Source organism: Geothrix sp. 21YS21S-2 (assembly GCF_030846775.1).
GTDB lineage: Bacteria > Acidobacteriota > Holophagae > Holophagales > Holophagaceae > Mesoterricola.
On the sequence record NZ_CP132910.1, the window covers coordinates 2769707 to 2785263 of the forward strand.

General features: G+C 70.0%; 13 protein-coding genes. 11 read left to right on the top strand and 2 right to left on the bottom strand.

Annotated features, from left to right (window positions below; genetic code table 11):
• Positions 1 to 1452 (bottom strand): OmpP1/FadL family transporter, encoded by a 1452-nt coding sequence (locus RAH40_RS12060; RefSeq protein WP_306597787.1) that lies wholly within the window; start codon positions 1450 to 1452, stop codon positions 1 to 3.
• A gap of 240 nt (positions 1453 to 1692) precedes the next feature.
• Here RAH40_RS12060 and RAH40_RS12065 point away from each other — a divergent pair, with 240 nt between their 5' ends.
• Together RAH40_RS12065 and RAH40_RS12070 are read left to right on the top strand one after the other, a co-directional pair.
• A complete protein-coding gene (locus RAH40_RS12065) occupies positions 1693 to 2457 on the top strand; it encodes a carboxylesterase (RefSeq protein WP_306597788.1) in 765 nt (254 codons plus the stop codon).
• The gene (locus tag RAH40_RS12070) at positions 2454 to 3008 is read left to right on the top strand and encodes a YtfJ family protein (RefSeq protein ID WP_306597789.1); all 555 of its coding nucleotides are present in this window, start codon (positions 2454 to 2456) and stop codon (positions 3006 to 3008) included. Before RAH40_RS12065 ends, RAH40_RS12070 begins: the two co-directional genes overlap by 4 nt.
• Positions 3009 to 3011: 3 nt before the next feature.
• Here the strand turns inward: RAH40_RS12070 and RAH40_RS12075 are convergent, their stop codons facing one another.
• Complete coding sequence (locus RAH40_RS12075; protein WP_306597790.1) at positions 3012 to 4034, bottom strand: DUF2804 domain-containing protein; 1023 nt, start codon at positions 4032 to 4034, stop codon at positions 3012 to 3014.
• A gap of 117 nt (positions 4035 to 4151) precedes the next feature.
• On the opposite strand from RAH40_RS12075, the gene RAH40_RS12080 reads away from it, so the two are divergent.
• The 9 genes from RAH40_RS12080 (at position 4152) to RAH40_RS12120 (ending at position 15515) form a co-directional block, all read left to right on the top strand.
• The gene (locus RAH40_RS12080) at positions 4152 to 4886 is read left to right on the top strand and encodes a GntR family transcriptional regulator (RefSeq protein WP_306597791.1); all 735 of its coding nucleotides are present in this window, start codon (positions 4152 to 4154) and stop codon (positions 4884 to 4886) included.
• Positions 4883 to 6583, top strand: a complete 1701-nt coding sequence (locus RAH40_RS12085) for a glycerol-3-phosphate dehydrogenase/oxidase (RefSeq protein ID WP_306597792.1) — start codon at positions 4883 to 4885, stop codon at positions 6581 to 6583. The genes RAH40_RS12080 and RAH40_RS12085 overlap by 4 nt, the downstream gene beginning before the upstream one ends.
• Positions 6576 to 8141 carry an FGGY-family carbohydrate kinase gene (locus RAH40_RS12090; RefSeq protein WP_306597793.1) on the top strand — a complete coding sequence of 522 codons (1566 nt, stop codon included), beginning with the start codon at positions 6576 to 6578 and terminating at the stop codon, positions 8139 to 8141. Before RAH40_RS12085 ends, RAH40_RS12090 begins: the two co-directional genes overlap by 8 nt.
• Positions 8131 to 9837 carry an FAD-binding oxidoreductase gene (locus tag RAH40_RS12095; protein WP_306597794.1) on the top strand — a complete coding sequence of 569 codons (1707 nt, stop codon included), beginning with the start codon at positions 8131 to 8133 and terminating at the stop codon, positions 9835 to 9837. Before RAH40_RS12090 ends, RAH40_RS12095 begins: the two co-directional genes overlap by 11 nt.
• Before the next feature lie 10 nt (positions 9838 to 9847).
• Positions 9848 to 10606, top strand: coding sequence for a methyltransferase domain-containing protein (locus RAH40_RS12100; RefSeq protein ID WP_306597795.1), 759 nt, complete (start codon positions 9848 to 9850; stop codon positions 10604 to 10606).
• 210 nt (positions 10607 to 10816) lie between these two features.
• On the top strand, positions 10817 to 13453 hold the full coding sequence (locus RAH40_RS12105) for a hypothetical protein (protein ID WP_306597796.1): 2637 nt from the start codon (positions 10817 to 10819) through the stop codon (positions 13451 to 13453).
• A gap of 21 nt (positions 13454 to 13474) precedes the next feature.
• Positions 13475 to 13828 (top strand): cytochrome c, encoded by a 354-nt coding sequence (locus RAH40_RS12110; RefSeq protein ID WP_306597797.1) that lies wholly within the window; start codon positions 13475 to 13477, stop codon positions 13826 to 13828.
• Positions 13829 to 13838: 10 nt separating this feature from the next.
• A complete protein-coding gene (locus RAH40_RS12115) occupies positions 13839 to 14621 on the top strand; it encodes a DUF5777 family beta-barrel protein (protein WP_306597798.1) in 783 nt (260 codons plus the stop codon).
• Between the two features lie 3 nt (positions 14622 to 14624).
• Positions 14625 to 15515 (top strand): hypothetical protein, encoded by an 891-nt coding sequence (locus RAH40_RS12120; protein ID WP_306597799.1) that lies wholly within the window; start codon positions 14625 to 14627, stop codon positions 15513 to 15515.
• Positions 15516 to 15557: the final 42 nt, after the last annotated feature.

The following is a 15557-nucleotide window of genomic DNA, read 5'->3' on the forward strand; positions in this document are numbered from 1 at the left end:
TTAGAAATGGAAATCGACGCCGATGGCGAGGATGTAGTATTCCTTGTTGTATTCCTTGGTCGGCGCGATGGTGACGCCCTGCGTGGCGTAGGATGCCGCCAGCTGCCGGTCCCCGGCGTCCGCGTTCTTGTACTTGTTCTGGAAGGCCGTGTGGGCGAGGCCCACGTTGATCTTCATGCGCTTCGAGGCCGAGTACTGGAAGCCGACGCCCTCGGACATGTAGTTGGCGTGGGCGCCCGGAACGCTGATGTCCATGGTGGATTCCTGGCGCTGCCCGATCTGGTTCAGGTTGACCCCGAAGCTCACAAGCCATTTGGGATTGATCTGGTACTCGAAGGCCGCCGACTCCTCGTAGGTGTTCCGGTAGGCCCGGGAGGCCTTGATTCCGAACTGCACGTTGTCGAGCGCGCTGAAGTCGACGTCCTTTTCCAGGTAGGCGTTGGCCCCCATGGATAGCCGCAGGGCGGGCGTCAGCTGGTAGCCGAAGCCCAGGCGCACCACCTGGGGCAGGTCGAGGTGGGCCTTGGCGCCGTCCTTGAAGAGGCCGCCGCCGTCCTTGCCGTCGTGCACGGTGGTCTTGAAGTTGAGCGAGGTGCCCATCTCATAGGTCAGATTCAGCACGGCCTTGTCGTTCGGGTAGTAGTTGAAGCCGAATTCGGCCGAGAACCCCGTGGCCTTGTCGACCTTGTCGATGACCAGGCGGTTGTGGGTCCTCAGGTCATGGTTGAACTGGTTGTAGGTGCAATAGCCGTCCACACTGCCCACCGTGGCCTGCTGGGACGTCACGAACCGCCCCGCCGCGGCCACCGAGAACTTCGGGTTGACCTGGATGGCGCCGCCGATCCGCACGGCGATGTAGGCGGAGGAGCCCTTCAGGTAGGAGTTGGAGGGGAAGTAGGCGGTGCCCAGGCCCGCCGCAAGACCCGCGGCCTGGGCCTGGGTGGGGGTGGCGCCGCCGGCCAGAGCCGCGGCGATGGCGTCGGCGCCGATGACCTGGGAGTACTCTGTCTGGCCATAGCCCGCCAGCTGCTTGCCCATGAGGTCGAGGGTGGGCAGCCCGCCCTTCCATTCCCGGATGGCCGTGGCCCCGAGGGTCTCCACGCCCAGGAAGGCCGCCCAGGTGTCCTTCTTGTACGCCAGGTAGAAGTTGGGGACGATCAGGACCGGGTTGTCGGAGGTGTAGGTCCTGTCCCCCACCGCCGGGTTCCCGATGGTGCGCACCGTGGCCTTCTGGAAGATCATCTGGTCGCTGAAGTTGAAGGTCCAGCCGTCCTTGAGCCGGGTGGTGCCGGCCATGTTGTAGTAGACGATGTCCGCGTTGTCGATCGCGCTGTTCCGGTCGAACATTCGGATGTATTCCGCGCTCTGGTTGCTGTTGTAGAAGATCCCGCCGGCCGCCGCCGGGGGCATCAGGCCGAGGATCAGCGAGGAATAGAGCAGACCTCTCTTCATTAACGTACCTCCTGTGTGGGATCCGGACTAAGGGGGATTGATGCTGTTTCAGGTCAAGGGCAGCCCAGGGCCTGCCGTTGGAGGGACATGGAAAAACGAGTGGTTGGGTGGATGCTAGACCTGCCCGTACCGCCCGTCAAACCTTTGTTTGGGATGCCATTCCTAAGCTTAGGCATTTCAGCTTGACGGCGTCCGTCCGCAGCTTCCAGAATCCGGTGAGTCCAAAGCTTGCGAGGCACCATGGCGATGCGCGATCCCGAATCGGCCTGGCAACCCTATTCCGCCTACCCCGGAACGGACGCCGGCGTCCTGGTGTCCCACGGGTTCACCGGCAGCCCCGCCAGCGTGATCCACCTGGCCCGGCGCCTGGCCGAGGCCGGCTTCAACGTGGAGTGCCCCCGCCTCACGGGACACGGCCTCCACTGGCAGGACCTGGCCACCGCCACCCGGGAGGACTGGCTGCGGGACCTGCGCGACGCGATGGAGCGCCTCAAGGCCCGGAGCCGCATGGTCTTCGTGACGGGCCTTTCCATGGGGGGGACCCTGGCCCTGCGCCTGGCCCAGACGGACCCCGCCATCCGGGGCGTGGCGGTGGTCAACCACGCGCTGGTCTTCGGCAATCCCCTGGTCCCCGTGGCCTTCCTCCTCAAGCACCTCGTGCGCTCCACCCCCGCCATCGCCTCGGACATCCTGGATTCGGGCATCAGCGAGCCCGGCTGCGACCGCACCCCCACCGCAGGCGTGGAGCAGGTGTACCGCCTGGCCCGGGAGGTGCGGGCGGACCTGCCCGCGCTCCGCCAGCCCCTGCTGGTCTTCAAGTCCCGGGAGGACCACGTCCTGCCGGCCCGGAACGCCCCCATCACCCTCCTGGAGGCCGGTTCCGCCGACAAGGAACTGGTGTGGCTGGAGCATTCCTACCACGTGGCCACCATGGACCACGACAAGGAACTCATCGCAGACAAGTGCATCGCCTTCTTCACCCGCCTTTCCCGGGAGGAACCATGATCCGCAAGGCCGCCATCGCCCTCCTCGCACTCGGTCCCGCCCTGGCTGGGATCACCGTCGGCCAGAAGCTCCCCGAAGCCGAAGTGGCCGACAAGGGCGTCATGGTCCTGGACGGCAGGTCCATCGCCTATCGCCCCTGGAAGGCCTCGGAAACCAACGGCCGGATCCGCACCCTCTACCACCTCGCCGCCCGCATGGGCATCGACGACATCAACAAGCCGTACATCGACGCCCTCATCGCCGCCAGGCTCCCCGAGACGCTTCCGGACAGCCCCTACAAGACCATCACGGTCCTGAACCTCTCCGAGGCCAACTGGGTCACCCACGGCGTCGGGGTCGGCCGCCTCGAGAAGAACCAGAGGGACACGCCCTACGCCATCTTCGTGGCCGACGAGAAGGGCGCCGCCAGGGCCGCCTGGGGCCTGCTGCCGGGGCAGTCGGCGGTCATCGTGCTGGACCGGGACGGGACGGTGCTCTTCTTCAAGGAAGGGAAGCTTTCGCCCGAGGAGATCCGGAAGGCCGTGGGACTCATCCAGGACAGGCTGAAATAGGGCTCACCATACGGAGAGGTGGATCTCCGCCACCCCCCGCATGCGGTCCAGCCGCACCGAGCGCCCGCCGGGGTCCCGCAGCCACCCGGTGTACTCCCCGAAGAACTGCCGGAAATTCACCTTCAGGAAGGGCACCCGGGTCCGCTCCCCCCGCTCCCCCAGCGGCCGGAACCGCAGGTCCACCTGGCCGTCCTCGGTGAAGACGCGCCAGTCCTCCCCCCGCGGGTCCGCGGGGTCGTAGTCGAAGACCACCTGGGCCAGGCGGATCCGCTTGGCGCCCACCCAGAAGGCGTTCTCGGGGTAGAAGGACTCGTTCACCAGGGCGGCGAAATTGGCGCCCACCGGGGTGCCGTCCGGCAGGATCCCGGCCAGGGCCGACCAGAGCCAGTTGCTGTGGCGGTTGAAGAAGCCGGCTGACCAGTCGTACACGGCGGCCGCCTGGGCGAGGGGGCCCGCCCGCTCGACGCCGTCGAAGGTCACCGACAGGGCCTCCGGCAGGAGGGGGGCGCACTTCTCGGTGAAGGTGAAGCGGTTGGGGTCCCCGCAGCTGGGGTTCACCACCCGAAGGGGCTTGTTCGCGAAGCCGTAGGGGAACCGGCCGCTCACGGCCAGGCGCTTCCCGAAGCGGGCCTCCACCTCCAGCCGCTCCCGGCTGTGGGACTTGGCCAGATCGAGGCTGCAGCTGCGGCTCCGGTAGCGGATGGCGCCCTCGTCGGGGTCCAGGGGGAAGTCCAGGCGGCCCGGGAGGTCCTTCACGGTGTGCTCCCAGAAGTCCCCGGTGCGGAAATCGAAGAAGAAGCCGAAGACGTTGGCCACGTAGCCCAGGCGCACGGCTGCCAGGCCCGCCAGGCAGCCGTCCCCCAGGATGCCCAGGTAGCTGAAGGCCCCCAGGGCCATGCGCCTTCGCAGCCGGCCCGCCCTGCGCCCGAAGAAGGTCCGCAGGGGGAAGGCCTCGTGGTTGAAGTCGACCGGCCCGTCCAGGCAGCCGTAGCCGACCTTCCCGTTCTCCCCGATGAGCGTGTGCATGACGGACCCTTTTCCCCCAGTCTACGCCGCGCCCGTGGAATTCCATTGACTGTTTCAGGGAAGGGATTAACTTGTCTATACAAGTGTTGTCCGTACAAGTTGCAGGGAGCCGCCGCCATGATCAGGAAGACCCTCGCCGCCAGCATCCGGGACGCCCTCCGGGCCCGGATCGCCGACGGCGTCTGGGAGGACCGCCTCCCCTCCGAGCCCGAGCTGGTCAAGCTCTTCGAGGCCAGCCGGGAGACCGTGCGCAAGGCCCTGGGGATGCTGGAGGCCGAGGGCCTCATCTACCGCATGCACGGCAAGGGCACCTTCGTGGAGGCGCCCATGAGCTTCAACCCGCTCTCGGGCACCCTCTCCATCACGGAGGAGCTGGCCCGCACCCGCCACCCGGTGCGCAACACCGTCCTGGAGTCGGGCTGGATCGCCCCGGACCGCATCTCCTCCCCCTTTCTCCGGAGCTTCTTCGAGGGGGCCCCGCGGGTCTTCCAGGTCAAGCGCCTCCGCCTGGTGCGCAGCGACGTGCTGGCCGTGGAGACTTCGTACTTCCGGGAGGGGGACTTCCCCGGCATCGAGACGGCGGATTTCTCCGGTTCCCTCCACGGGCTCATGAGCGGACGCTTCGGCCTGGCCCCTGACAGGGTGCGCAACCGGTTCCATGCCCTGGACTTCCGCATCAAGGAGGAGCGGGAGGCCGCCCGGGCCCTGGGCAGCCGCCAGGCCATCCGGGTGGAACGGGCCCTGGTGCTGAAACGGGAGGTCTACTACGCGGTGAGCTTCACCCTGCGCACGGACCTCCATCCGCTGGAGTTCATCCAGCTGCCCGGCAGGACCGGGGAGGGGGTGCTGTGAGCCGCGGCGACGATTTCCACACCGCGGGCACGGGCCTGGCCTGGTCCGCCCTCGAGCGCCCCGGCGCCCTGGACCGGGCCGCCAGCCTGGACTTCGACCTGGTCATCATCGGCGGCGGCATCACCGGGGCCGGCATCGCCCGGGAGGCCGCGCTCCGGGGGATCACCTTCCTCCTGGTGGACAAGGAGGACTTCGCCTTCGGCACCTCCTCGCGCTCCTCCAAGCTGGTGCACGGGGGCATGCGCTACCTGGCCCAGAAGGAGTGGAAGCTGGTGCGCGAGTCCACGACGGAGCGGAACTGGCTCCTGGCGGCCCTGCCCAACCTGGTGCGGCCCCTGGGCTTCCACTACTGCGCCTACCTCGGCAGCAAGGACAGCCCGGGCCGCGTGAAGGCCGCGCTCCGCCTCTACGACCTCCTCTCCAACGCCTTCTCCCGCTACCGCATCCCCCGCCACCGGATCCTCACGCCGGCCCAGCTGAACGAGCGCGAGCCCGGCGTGCGTTCCGAGGGCATGGTCCTCGCCGGCCTCTACTACGACGCCAACGTGGACGACGCCCGGCTCGTGGTGGAAGTGCTCAAGGAAGCCCGGGACTTCAGCGGGGGGCGCTCGGTGGCCCTGAACTACGCCGAGGCCGCGGGCATCCTCGTGGAGGACGGGAGGGTCCGGGGCGTCGAGATCCGTGACCGCCTCTCGGACCGCGCCTTCACCGTGAAGGCCGGCTGCGTGGTGAACGCCACCGGGGTCTGGACGGGAGAGCTCGCGGGCCCCGAGATCCGGCCCACCAAGGGCGTGCACCTGGCCATCCCCAACGCGCGCCTGGGCAACCGGGAGGCCTTCATCCTCCGTTCCCTGGACGACGGGCGGAACTTCTTCGTGCTGCGCCGGGGCGACATCAGCCTCATCGGCACCACCGACACCGACTACCAGGGACCCCTGGACGCGCCCTTCTGCACGAAGGAGGACGCGGACTACCTCCTGCGCACCGTCAACATCCGCTTCCCCGGGGCGAACATCACGTACGACGACATCCTCTCCACCTACGCCGGCATCCGGCCCCTGGTGAAGGACGGGGGCGCCACCGCCTCCGCCGTGAGCCGCCGGCACGTCATACGGGATCCCGGCACGGGCCTGGTGGCCATCGCCGGGGGCAAGCTCACCACCTTCCGGGTCATGGGCTGGGACGTGCTGAGCCACTGCTCCCGCCAGGGCTACCTCCGCCCCCTCAAGGGCCGGGAGAGGCACCGGAACTTCTCGCGCCGCCCCCTGAAGGCGGGCGTCACCTGGGAGGCCTTCGGGAAGGTCCTGGCCGGCCTGGGGCTGGAGGGCCTCCTGCCCGAGGCCACCCTGCGCCACCTCCACCAGCAGTACGGCCACGGCGCCGTGGCTATCCTCGCCGAGGTCAAGGCGGACCCGCCCTCCGGGCTGCCCCTGCTGGAGGGCCACCCCTTCTGCGAAGCCGAGCTGCGCCACATCCTGGCCTTCGAGAACGCCCCCACCCTCATGGACCTGATGCTGCGCCGCACCGAGATGCAGCTCACCGTCTCCCACCGCCTCCAGGAGGCCCTCGCCTCCAGGGTTGCGGCGGTGGCGGGAAGCTTCTACGGTTGGGACGAACCCCGCACGCAACGAGAGATCGCGACCTACCTGGACTACATCCGGAAAACCATCTTCTTCCAGCAGGCAGCCCATGGATGAAACGCTTCTGGCCCTGGATTGCGGAACGCAGAGCCTCAGGGCCATGCTCTTCGCCAAGGACGGCACCCTCCTGCACAAGGTGAAGATCGAGTACGAGCCCTACACGAGCCCCCGCCCCGGCTGGGCCGAGCAGGACGCCGAGCTCTACTGGAAGAGCCTCTGCGAGGCCGTGGGCACCCTGAAGCTGGAGGCCCGGGAGGCCTTCGACGCCGTGCGCGGCGTGGGGGTCACCACCCAGCGGGACACCATGGTCTTCCTGGACCGGCAGGGCCTCCCCCTGCGCCCGGCCATCACCTGGCTGGACACCCGCAAGGCCCGCTCGGTCTACCGGCCCATCTGGTTCAAGCGCCTGGCCTTCTGGGCCGTGGGCATGCTGGAGGCGGTCCAGAAGACCCAGAAGGAGTGCCGGGCAAGCTGGGTGCGCCAGGAGCAGCCGGACATCTGGGCCCGAACCACCAAGGTCCTCCAGGTCTCGGGTTTCCTGAACCACCGGCTCACCGGCGCCTACCGGGACTCCGTGGCCAACCAGATCGGCCATATCCCTTTCAACTACAAGAAGATGCGCTGGGCCCGCAAGGGCGAGCTGCCCTACCTCCTCTTCCCCATCGAGCGCGCCCTGCTCCCGGAGCTCCTGCCCGCGGGTTCCCTGCTGGGCACGGTGACGGCCGGCGCCGCCCGGGCCACGGGCCTTCCCGAGGGCCTCCCCGTCGTCGCCTGCGCCTCCGACAAGGGCGCCGAGACCGTCGGCATCGGCTGCGTCGGGGAAACCATGGCCAGCCTCTCGCTGGGCACGACCGCCACGGTCCAGACCAGCAGCCCGCGCTACTTCGAGCCGGTGGCCTTCATGCCCCCCTACCCCGCCGCCATGGCCGGGCACTACAACCCCGAGGTGGAGATCTTCCGGGGCTACTGGATGATCTCCTGGTTCAAGCGGGAGCTGGCGCCGGTGGAAGTGAGCGAGGCCGCCGAGGCCGGGGTCCCCCCGGAAGTGATCCTCGACCGGTTCCTGCGGGAGGTGCCCGCGGGGTCCATGGGCCTGATCACGCTGCCCCACTGGGGCCCCAGCCTCAAGCTGCCCTGGACCAAGGGCGCCATGGTGGGCTTCGGGGACGTCCACACCCGCGGCTACATCTACCGGTCCTTCCTGGAGGGCCTGGCCTTCGGCCTGCGGGAGGGCCTGGAGCGGATCGAGAGGGCCGGGGGCAGGCGGATCACCCGCATCGGCATCTCCGGCGGCGCCACCCAGTCCGGGGAGATCTGCCAGCTCACCGCCGACATCCTCGGCCGGGAGCTCACCTCGGGCGAGACCTTCGAGACCGCGGGCCTGGGCGCCGCGGCCATCACCGCCGTGGGCGTGGGCCTCTACCCGACCCTGCCCGACGCGGTGGCCGCCATGGTCCGCCACGGCCACGTCTACCGCCCCCGGCCCGCCGAGGCCGCGCTCTACGACAGGCTGTACCGGAGGGTCTACCGGAAGCTCTACGCCCGGCTCAAGCCCCTGTACCAGGAGATCCGGTCCATCGTGAACTATCCGGCGAGGGCCTCCGATGAAGACTGATCCCCAGCCCCCCTGGATCCACGAGGCGCCCCCCCCGGGCTCCTGGCGCTCCCTGCTCAAGTGGGGCGCCCCGGGGGAATTCAAGCACCCCAACCCCCGGCTCTTCGGCCTCATGAAGACGACCTTCGGCATGTGCGACGCGGACTTCCGGGCCCCGGGCCGCACCGGGGAGGGCCGGGTGGACCTGGACCCCCCCTGCGGGCTCGCCGCCGGCGACCTCGAGGCCTTCCGGGCCCTCCTGGGGGCAGGCGGCGTCGCCACGGACGGCCTCGCCCGGCTCCGGGCCGCCTACGGCAAGACCATGCTCGACCTCCTGCGCCTTCGGGAGGGCATCGCCGAGAACCTCCCGGACGCCGTGCTCTTCCCCCGCAACCGCCACGACGTGGCCCGCATCGTGGAGCTCTGCGCGGGCCGCGGCATCGCCGTGACGGCCCGGGGCGGCGGGTCCTCGGTGACCCGGGGGCTGGAGTGCCCCCGCGGCGGGGTCTCCCTGGACCTCACCCGGCACATGCACAAGGTCGTCGCCTTCAGCGAGACCGACCAGACCGTCACCGTCGAGGCCGGCATGTACGGCCCCGAGCTGGAGAAGCTCCTCAACGGCGCGCCCGGGCTCTTCGGCGCCACCCGGCGTTACACCTGCGGCCACTTCCCCCAGTCCTTCGAGTTCTCCACCGTGGGCGGCTGGGCCGTGACCCGGGGCGCCGGGCAGAACTCCACCTACTACGGCAAGATCGAGGATCTGGTGCTGGCCCAGGAGTGCGTCACTCCCGCCGGCGTCCTGCGCACCGCCTGCCACCCCGCCGCGGCCACCGGCCCCGACCTGGACCAGCTGCTCCTGGGCAGCGAGGGCGCCTTCGGGATCGTCACGGAGGTCACCCTGCGCGTCTTCCGGCTCCTGCCGGAGAACCGCCTCCGCTTCGGCTACATGTTCCCGGACTGGCCCGGCGCCTGCCGGGCCGTGCGGGAGATCCTCCAGTGCGAGGCCGGGTTCCCCTCCGTCTTCCGCCTGTCGGACCCGGAGGAGACCGACGTCGCCCTCAAGCTCTACGGGGTGGAGAGCCCGGCGGCCAACGCCCTGCTGGGCCTGTGGGGCCTGCGCCCCGGGAAGCGCTGCCTCCTGCTGGGCTCCACCGACGGGGAGCGGGGCTACGCTCGCAACGTCCGCAGGGCCGTGGGGCGCATCGCCAGGCGCTTCGGCGCCCTGCCCACCACCGGCCTGGTGACCCGGGCCTGGGAGCACGGGCGGTTCCGGGACCCCTACCTGCGGGAGGACCTCCAGGACTTCGGCATCATGACCGACACCCTGGAGTGCTCGGTCACCTGGGACAGCCTGGAGCGGGTGCACCGGGAGGTGCGCGCCTTCTGCAAGGCGCGGCCCGGCACCCTCTGCATGACCCACATGTCCCACTGCTATCCCCAGGGGGCGAACCTCTACTTCATCTTCATCACCCGCATGGACGCCATCCCCGACTACCTGGCCTACCAGGCCGGGATCCTGGACGCCATCCGCGCCCAGGGCGCGGCCCTCAGCCACCACCACGGCATCGGGCGCATGACGGCGCCCTGGCTGGAGGGCCAGCTGGGACCCGCGCACATGGACCTCCTGCGCGCCATCAAGCGCCACTGCGACCCCGGGGGCATCCTGAACCCCGGAGGCACCCTGGGCCTGGACCTCCCGGAGGACCAGCGGCGGTAGACTGCTTCCCATGTGGAACCCCGCCGGCTACCTCCGCTTCGAGCAGGAACGCACCCGCCCCTCCCGGGACCTCTGCGCGCGCATTCCCGCCGCGGCCCCCGCTTCCGTCCTGGACACGGGCTGCGGCCCCGGGAACAGCACCCAGGTCCTGCGGGAGCGCTGGCCCGGCGCCCGGGTCACGGGCATGGACAACTCCCCCGAGATGATCGCCGCCGCCCGGAGGAACGATCCGGAAGGCGACTGGGTCCTCGCGGACCTGGCGGACTTCGGGGGAGGACCCTACGACGTGGTCTTCTCCAACGCCGTCCTGCAGTGGCTTCCGGACCACCACCTGCTCCTGCCCCGCCTCATGGACCTGGTGGCCAGGGGCGGCCACCTGGCGGTGCAGATGCCCACCGGCAAGGATTCCCCCGCGCGCCTGGCCATGGAGAAGGCCGCCGCGCACCCGCGGTTCGCGGGGCGCCTGCCCGGGGCCGAGCCGACGCTCACCTTCAAGGACCCCGGCTTCTACTACGACCTCCTGGCCCCCCTGGCCACGCAGGTGGACCTCTGGGAGACCACCTACCACCACGTCCTGCCCGGCCACGAGGCCGTGGTGAAGTGGTTCGAGACCACCGGCATGCGCCCCTACCTGGAGCGCCTGGAGCCCGGGGACCAGGCCTTCTTCAAGGAGCTGGTCCTCGAGGGCGTCCGGGAGGCCTTCCCCCTGAGCCGGGACGGGAACCTGCTCATGCCCTTTTTGCGGCTGTTCTTCGTGGTCCAGAAATAAGACCTATTCATCGTCAAAATAGAATATGAAATGAGGGATGTTAGTTTTTTTCAAAATTGATGTTTGCACATGCAATAACCTGCGGGTAGCTTGAAGAACCAAGATCTTCAAGATTTTGCTAATCGATGGATCCCGGAATCCCGATCAGCACTTCATAGCACCCTTCCAGGAGTACCCCGGGCCATGGTCAAACGTGTGCGTTTCAGGTTAATGATTAGATCATTAATTCAGAAGCTCCCCGCCGGGCTCGTCCTGCTGCCCCTCCTGCCGATCCTCCTGGCCGTGGGCTGCGGAAGCGGCTCCGCCGCCGCCAAGGGGAACTACCACCCCAAGGGCTGGCTGGGCGTCCATCAGGGGCAGGCCCTGGCCGACCTCGCCCGCTGCAGGACCTGCCACGAGATGACCGTCCTCAAGGTGGGCAGCAGCATCCCCAACTGCATGACGGCGGACTGCCACCACGGCACCGTTCCCGGCTTCAGCCTGGCCGCCTCCCACGGCCTGCGGGCCAAGTCCGCCCAGGACGCCACGGGCGGGGGCCTCGCGTCCTGCCAGACCTGCCACGGGGCGGACTTCGCCGGCGGCGGTTCCGCGGTGTCCTGCAAGAGCTGCCACGGCGTCCCCGCGCCGCACCCCGCCAGGCCCTGGAATGATGCGGCCGGCCTCACCCACAGCACCACCGATCCCGCCAACGCCGCGGTGTGCGCCCAGTGCCACCTGGCGGGTTCGGCCAGCAATCCCGCCGGGCATCCCGCCCAGTCCGCGGCCGCCGGCGCCGTGCCCTCCTGCTTCAACAACACCCTGTGCCACGGCGCGGCCGCCGCGCCCCACCCGCTGGGAGCCGCGTGGCGCGACGCCGCCAGCAGCGCCTTCCACGGCTTCCAGGCCAAGCAGAACCTGGTGTACTGCCAGTCCTGCCACGGCATTCCCGGCACCACGTCCTTCGGCGGCGGCTCCGTCTCCACGGCCTGCTCGGCCTGCCACACCGCGGCGGGGGCCCACTCCACCGTCTGGAGCGCGGCGCCCGTGGACACCTTCCCGGGCTACGTGCCCTCCCACCGCAACGCCCAGAACCGGGACCTGGCCTGCCCCCTCTGCCACGACTACACCCGGGGCCGCACCGCGCCGCTGCCGGCCGCTCCCAGCTGCTTCGCCGCTTCCTCCAACGCCGTGGCCTGCCACGCCAACGGCCCCGGCCAGGCCAACCACCCGGTGCCCTTCCAGGGTTCGCTCCACACCGCGGCCACCCAGACCTCCTTCAGCGCCGACTGCGCCACCTGCCACGCCGTGACGGGCGCTTCCCCGCTGACGGGCGCGCCCAGCTGCGCCACCTGCCACGTGGCCGGTTCGCCCCTGGCCCGGACCTCCTGCACCTCCTGCCACGGCAGGCCCCCCACGGGGACCTCCTTCCCCGACGTGGCGGGCTCCCACGCCATTCACGAGGCCCTGGCGGGGGTGACGGGCCTGTGCTCCACCTGCCACAACACCTACGACTCCGGCTCCCTGGAGCACTACAACCGCGCCAACGCCAGGCCGGGCCTGGGCACCGCCACCCAGCCCGCACCCGTGTCCCTGCTGGCGAGCTTCAACGCCAAGGCCGGCACCGCCGCCCTCAATCCCACGGCGCTCACCTGCTCCAGCGTGAGCTGCCACGGCGGCATCCCCACCCCGGCCTGGGGCAGGGCCACCATCGACGTCAACTCCGATCCCGGCTGCCGCCAGTGCCACCAGGTGGGCACGGCCCAGGCCACGCCCGAGAACAACGCCGCCTGGTCCGGCCTCCACAGCTTCCACCTGGCCTCCGGCGTGGGCGCCCTGTGCACCGACTGCCACGGCATGGCCAACGGCACGCCCGGGGCCGCCAACCACTTCGCCCACCTGGACACGCCCCAGATGGAGGGCCCCGCCAGCGACACCATCCTCCTGCTGGGGAGCACGGCCAACACCTACGACCCGGTCAACCAGAACTGCACCGTGACCTGCCACAGCCACGTGCACGCCGCCTCCTCCTGGAAGGGCGGCCCCAGCCACCCGGTGCCCTACCTGGGCACGGGCCACACCGGCGCCGGCAGCCAGACCGCCTTCAACGCCAACTGCTCCAGCTGCCACGCGGTGACGGGCACGTCCCCGGTGTCCACGGCGCCCCTGTGCAGCGTCTGCCACCAGGCGGGCTCCCCGCTCACGGTGGCCAACTGCGCCTCCTGCCACGGCAGGCCCCCGGCGGCCGCCGCCTTCCCCGACGTCGCCGGGGCCCACGCCAGGCACAATGCCCTCGCGGGCGTCGCCGCCCAGTGCGGGGTCTGCCACACGAACTACGACGCCGGGACCCCGAACCACTACACCTACGCCAACGCCCGCCCCGGCGCCGACACGCTCCGGGTGCCGCCCGCGCCCACGGGCTTCTCGCCCACCTACAACGCGAAGGCCGGCGCCGCAGCCTTCGCTCCCGCCACCCTCACCTGTTCCAACGTGAGCTGCCACGGGGCCCTGTCGGCACCCAACTGGCGAACCGGGACCCTGGACTCCGCCGGGGCCACGGGCGACGCCGGCTGCCGCGCCTGCCACTCCCGGGGCACGTCCCTGGGCGTGCCGGAGAACAACAGCTACTATTCCGGCCACCACGGCACGCACCTGGGTTCGGAGGTGGCCGCCAAGTGCACCGACTGCCACGCCATGGCCAACGGCACGCCCGGGGCCCTGGCCCACTTCACCCGCCTGAACACCGCCGCCATGGAAGGCCCGGCCGGCGACACGATCCAGTACCTGGGCAGCCGCTCGGTCTACAACGCGTCCAACCGCACCTGCACCCTCACCTGCCACGGCGAGAACCACGCCAACCGGTCCTGGTAGGCCGCATTCCAAGGAGATTCCATGCCCTTCCCACGCCTCGCTCTCCTCGTCCTCCTCTGCGGAGCGTCCCTGGCCGCCCAGAGCAGGAAGGAGGCCCCGCCCTTCGGCGGCGACTACCCCAAGTACTGGCTGGACGTGTGCGCCCGCTGCCACGGCGTGAACGGCAACGGCCGCGACAACGCCGGCCAGCAGCTGCCCGACAACGGCTTCGATTTCACCGACAGCCGCAAGGCCGGGCGGAAGAAGGATTCCGACTGGGTCCGCATCACCCTGGAAGGCAAGGAGAAGATGCCGGCCTTCAAGGGCAAGATGACCCCCGAGCAGGCCCAGAAGATGATCACCGACATCATCCGTCCCTTCGGCGCCAAGCACTAGGAGGCTGTCCATGACCCCATGCCTGCGAACCGCCGCCCTGTGCCTGGCCTCGAGCCTCCTCTTCGGCGAGTCATCCGAATACCCCCTGGGGGTCAACCTGCCCACGGGCGACATGATGCAGTTCTGGGACCTGGGGATCGCCTTCACCCACCGCTTCTCCACGCCCGCCTCCGGCCACGGCAAGGACGCCTACGGCCTGGACGGCTACGCCTATCCGGGCTTCGGCGTGGACTTCGGGTTCAAGCCCGTCAAGGGCCTCAACGTGATCCTCTACCGCACGGCGGACAACAAGACCTTCACGTTCGCCCTCCAGCAGCGGCTCCTCAACGCCGACGTCGTGCGCATGGCCCTCCGGGCCGAGCGGTTCGACGAGGTGGTCAGGCGCACCGAGACCCCCCTCGGCACCGTGGGCCTCACCGGCGCCGCCTGCCAGCTGCCCACGGAATTCTTCCTCGGGGACTTCGGGATCCTGACGGTGGTTCCCACCTGGCTGAGCCGCACCACCACCCAGAAGAAGGCCGTCTTCACGGCGGGAGCGGGACTGCGCATCGATTTCACCGACAAGCTGGGCTTCGTGGCCGAGTACTACCCGCGCCCCCCGAAGATCGACAAGGCCTTCAAGCCGGGCTACGCCGCGGGCTTCACCTACAAGACCTTCAAGCACCGGTTCACCCTGGTGGGCACCAACACCTCGGGCACCACGGCCAACCAGGTCCTGTCCGGGGACTACGGCGGGGGCGCGCGCTCCACGGGCCAGTGGGCCCTGGGGTTCAACGTCGCCCGGACCTTCTGAGTGATGGGAAGCGCGCTCTTCGAGATCTTCTCCCGCGAACACCCCGCCCTGGTGCACGTGCCCCTGGGCATGGTCGTGGTGCTGCCGGTCATGATGGTGGCCGCCCACCGCTCCCGCTACCCGCAGACCTGGCGGCGCATGGCCTTCCGGGTCGCCCTGCTGGCCCTGGGGGGGAGCCTGCTCACCCTGCTGAGCGGCTTCTACTGGGCCCGGCTCCTCAACCTCATCCCCACGGGCGCCTTCCTCCCGGTCGTGGCCTCCCAGGGCCAGGCGCTCCAGCGCATCCTGCGCACGCACGAGCTCACGGCCCTGGCCGGCTTCGGCGTGGGGCTCCTGAACCTCCTGCTGCTGCGCAAGTCCTACCACGAGCCCGACCGCATGCGGTGGACCACCGCGTGCCTGGCCGGGACCATCCTGTGGGCGGGCACCTGGGGCTACGTGGGCCGGCTGGGCGGGGTCATGGTCTTCGGCAGCGCCGAGACCAACAAGGCCGCGGCCGACGCCATCAACGCCAAGAAGAACGACGCCGAGGCGGAGCTCCCCGTCCGGGCCCTGGACTATGCCAGCCTGGAGCCGCTGCAGGCCGCCCCCTTCCGCAGCAGGGCCCACGGGGACCGCCTGGCCCGCACCTGGGTCACCGCCTCGGGAAGCGACGCCCTTGCGGCCGGCAAGGCCCTGCCCGTGGGCGCCTATGCGGTCATGAGCACCGAGGCCAAAGGCGGCCCGGGGCCCCTTTTCATGCGGGAGGCCAAGGCCGACGGAACCCAGGCCTTCGCCCTCTACTGGCCCCGGATCCCGGAGGCGGACCGCAAGGACTACGGCGGGGAGGACTTCGTCTACTGGCGCAGCCCGGCCCGGGGGCTGGAGACCTGTGCCGGGTGCCACGCTAGGTAATCGCCGGGGCATCTGGGATCATGGTCCCATCCCCCCGCGAAG

Coding starts and splice junctions, on each gene's coding strand:
- RAH40_RS12060 (WP_306597787.1), bottom strand. CDS start 1,452: ATGAAGAGAGGTCTGCTCTATTCCTCGCTGATCCTCGGCCTGATGCCC.
- RAH40_RS12065 (WP_306597788.1), top strand. CDS start 1,693: ATGGCGATGCGCGATCCCGAATCGGCCTGGCAACCCTATTCCGCCTAC.
- RAH40_RS12070 (WP_306597789.1), top strand. CDS start 2,454: ATGATCCGCAAGGCCGCCATCGCCCTCCTCGCACTCGGTCCCGCCCTG.
- RAH40_RS12075 (WP_306597790.1), bottom strand. CDS start 4,034: ATGCACACGCTCATCGGGGAGAACGGGAAGGTCGGCTACGGCTGCCTG.
- RAH40_RS12080 (WP_306597791.1), top strand. CDS start 4,152: ATGATCAGGAAGACCCTCGCCGCCAGCATCCGGGACGCCCTCCGGGCC.
- RAH40_RS12090 (WP_306597793.1), top strand. CDS start 6,576: ATGGATGAAACGCTTCTGGCCCTGGATTGCGGAACGCAGAGCCTCAGG.
- RAH40_RS12095 (WP_306597794.1), top strand. CDS start 8,131: ATGAAGACTGATCCCCAGCCCCCCTGGATCCACGAGGCGCCCCCCCCG.
- RAH40_RS12100 (WP_306597795.1), top strand. CDS start 9,848: ATGTGGAACCCCGCCGGCTACCTCCGCTTCGAGCAGGAACGCACCCGC.
- RAH40_RS12105 (WP_306597796.1), top strand. CDS start 10,817: ATGATTAGATCATTAATTCAGAAGCTCCCCGCCGGGCTCGTCCTGCTG.
- RAH40_RS12110 (WP_306597797.1), top strand. CDS start 13,475: ATGCCCTTCCCACGCCTCGCTCTCCTCGTCCTCCTCTGCGGAGCGTCC.
- RAH40_RS12115 (WP_306597798.1), top strand. CDS start 13,839: ATGACCCCATGCCTGCGAACCGCCGCCCTGTGCCTGGCCTCGAGCCTC.
- RAH40_RS12120 (WP_306597799.1), top strand. CDS start 14,625: ATGGGAAGCGCGCTCTTCGAGATCTTCTCCCGCGAACACCCCGCCCTG.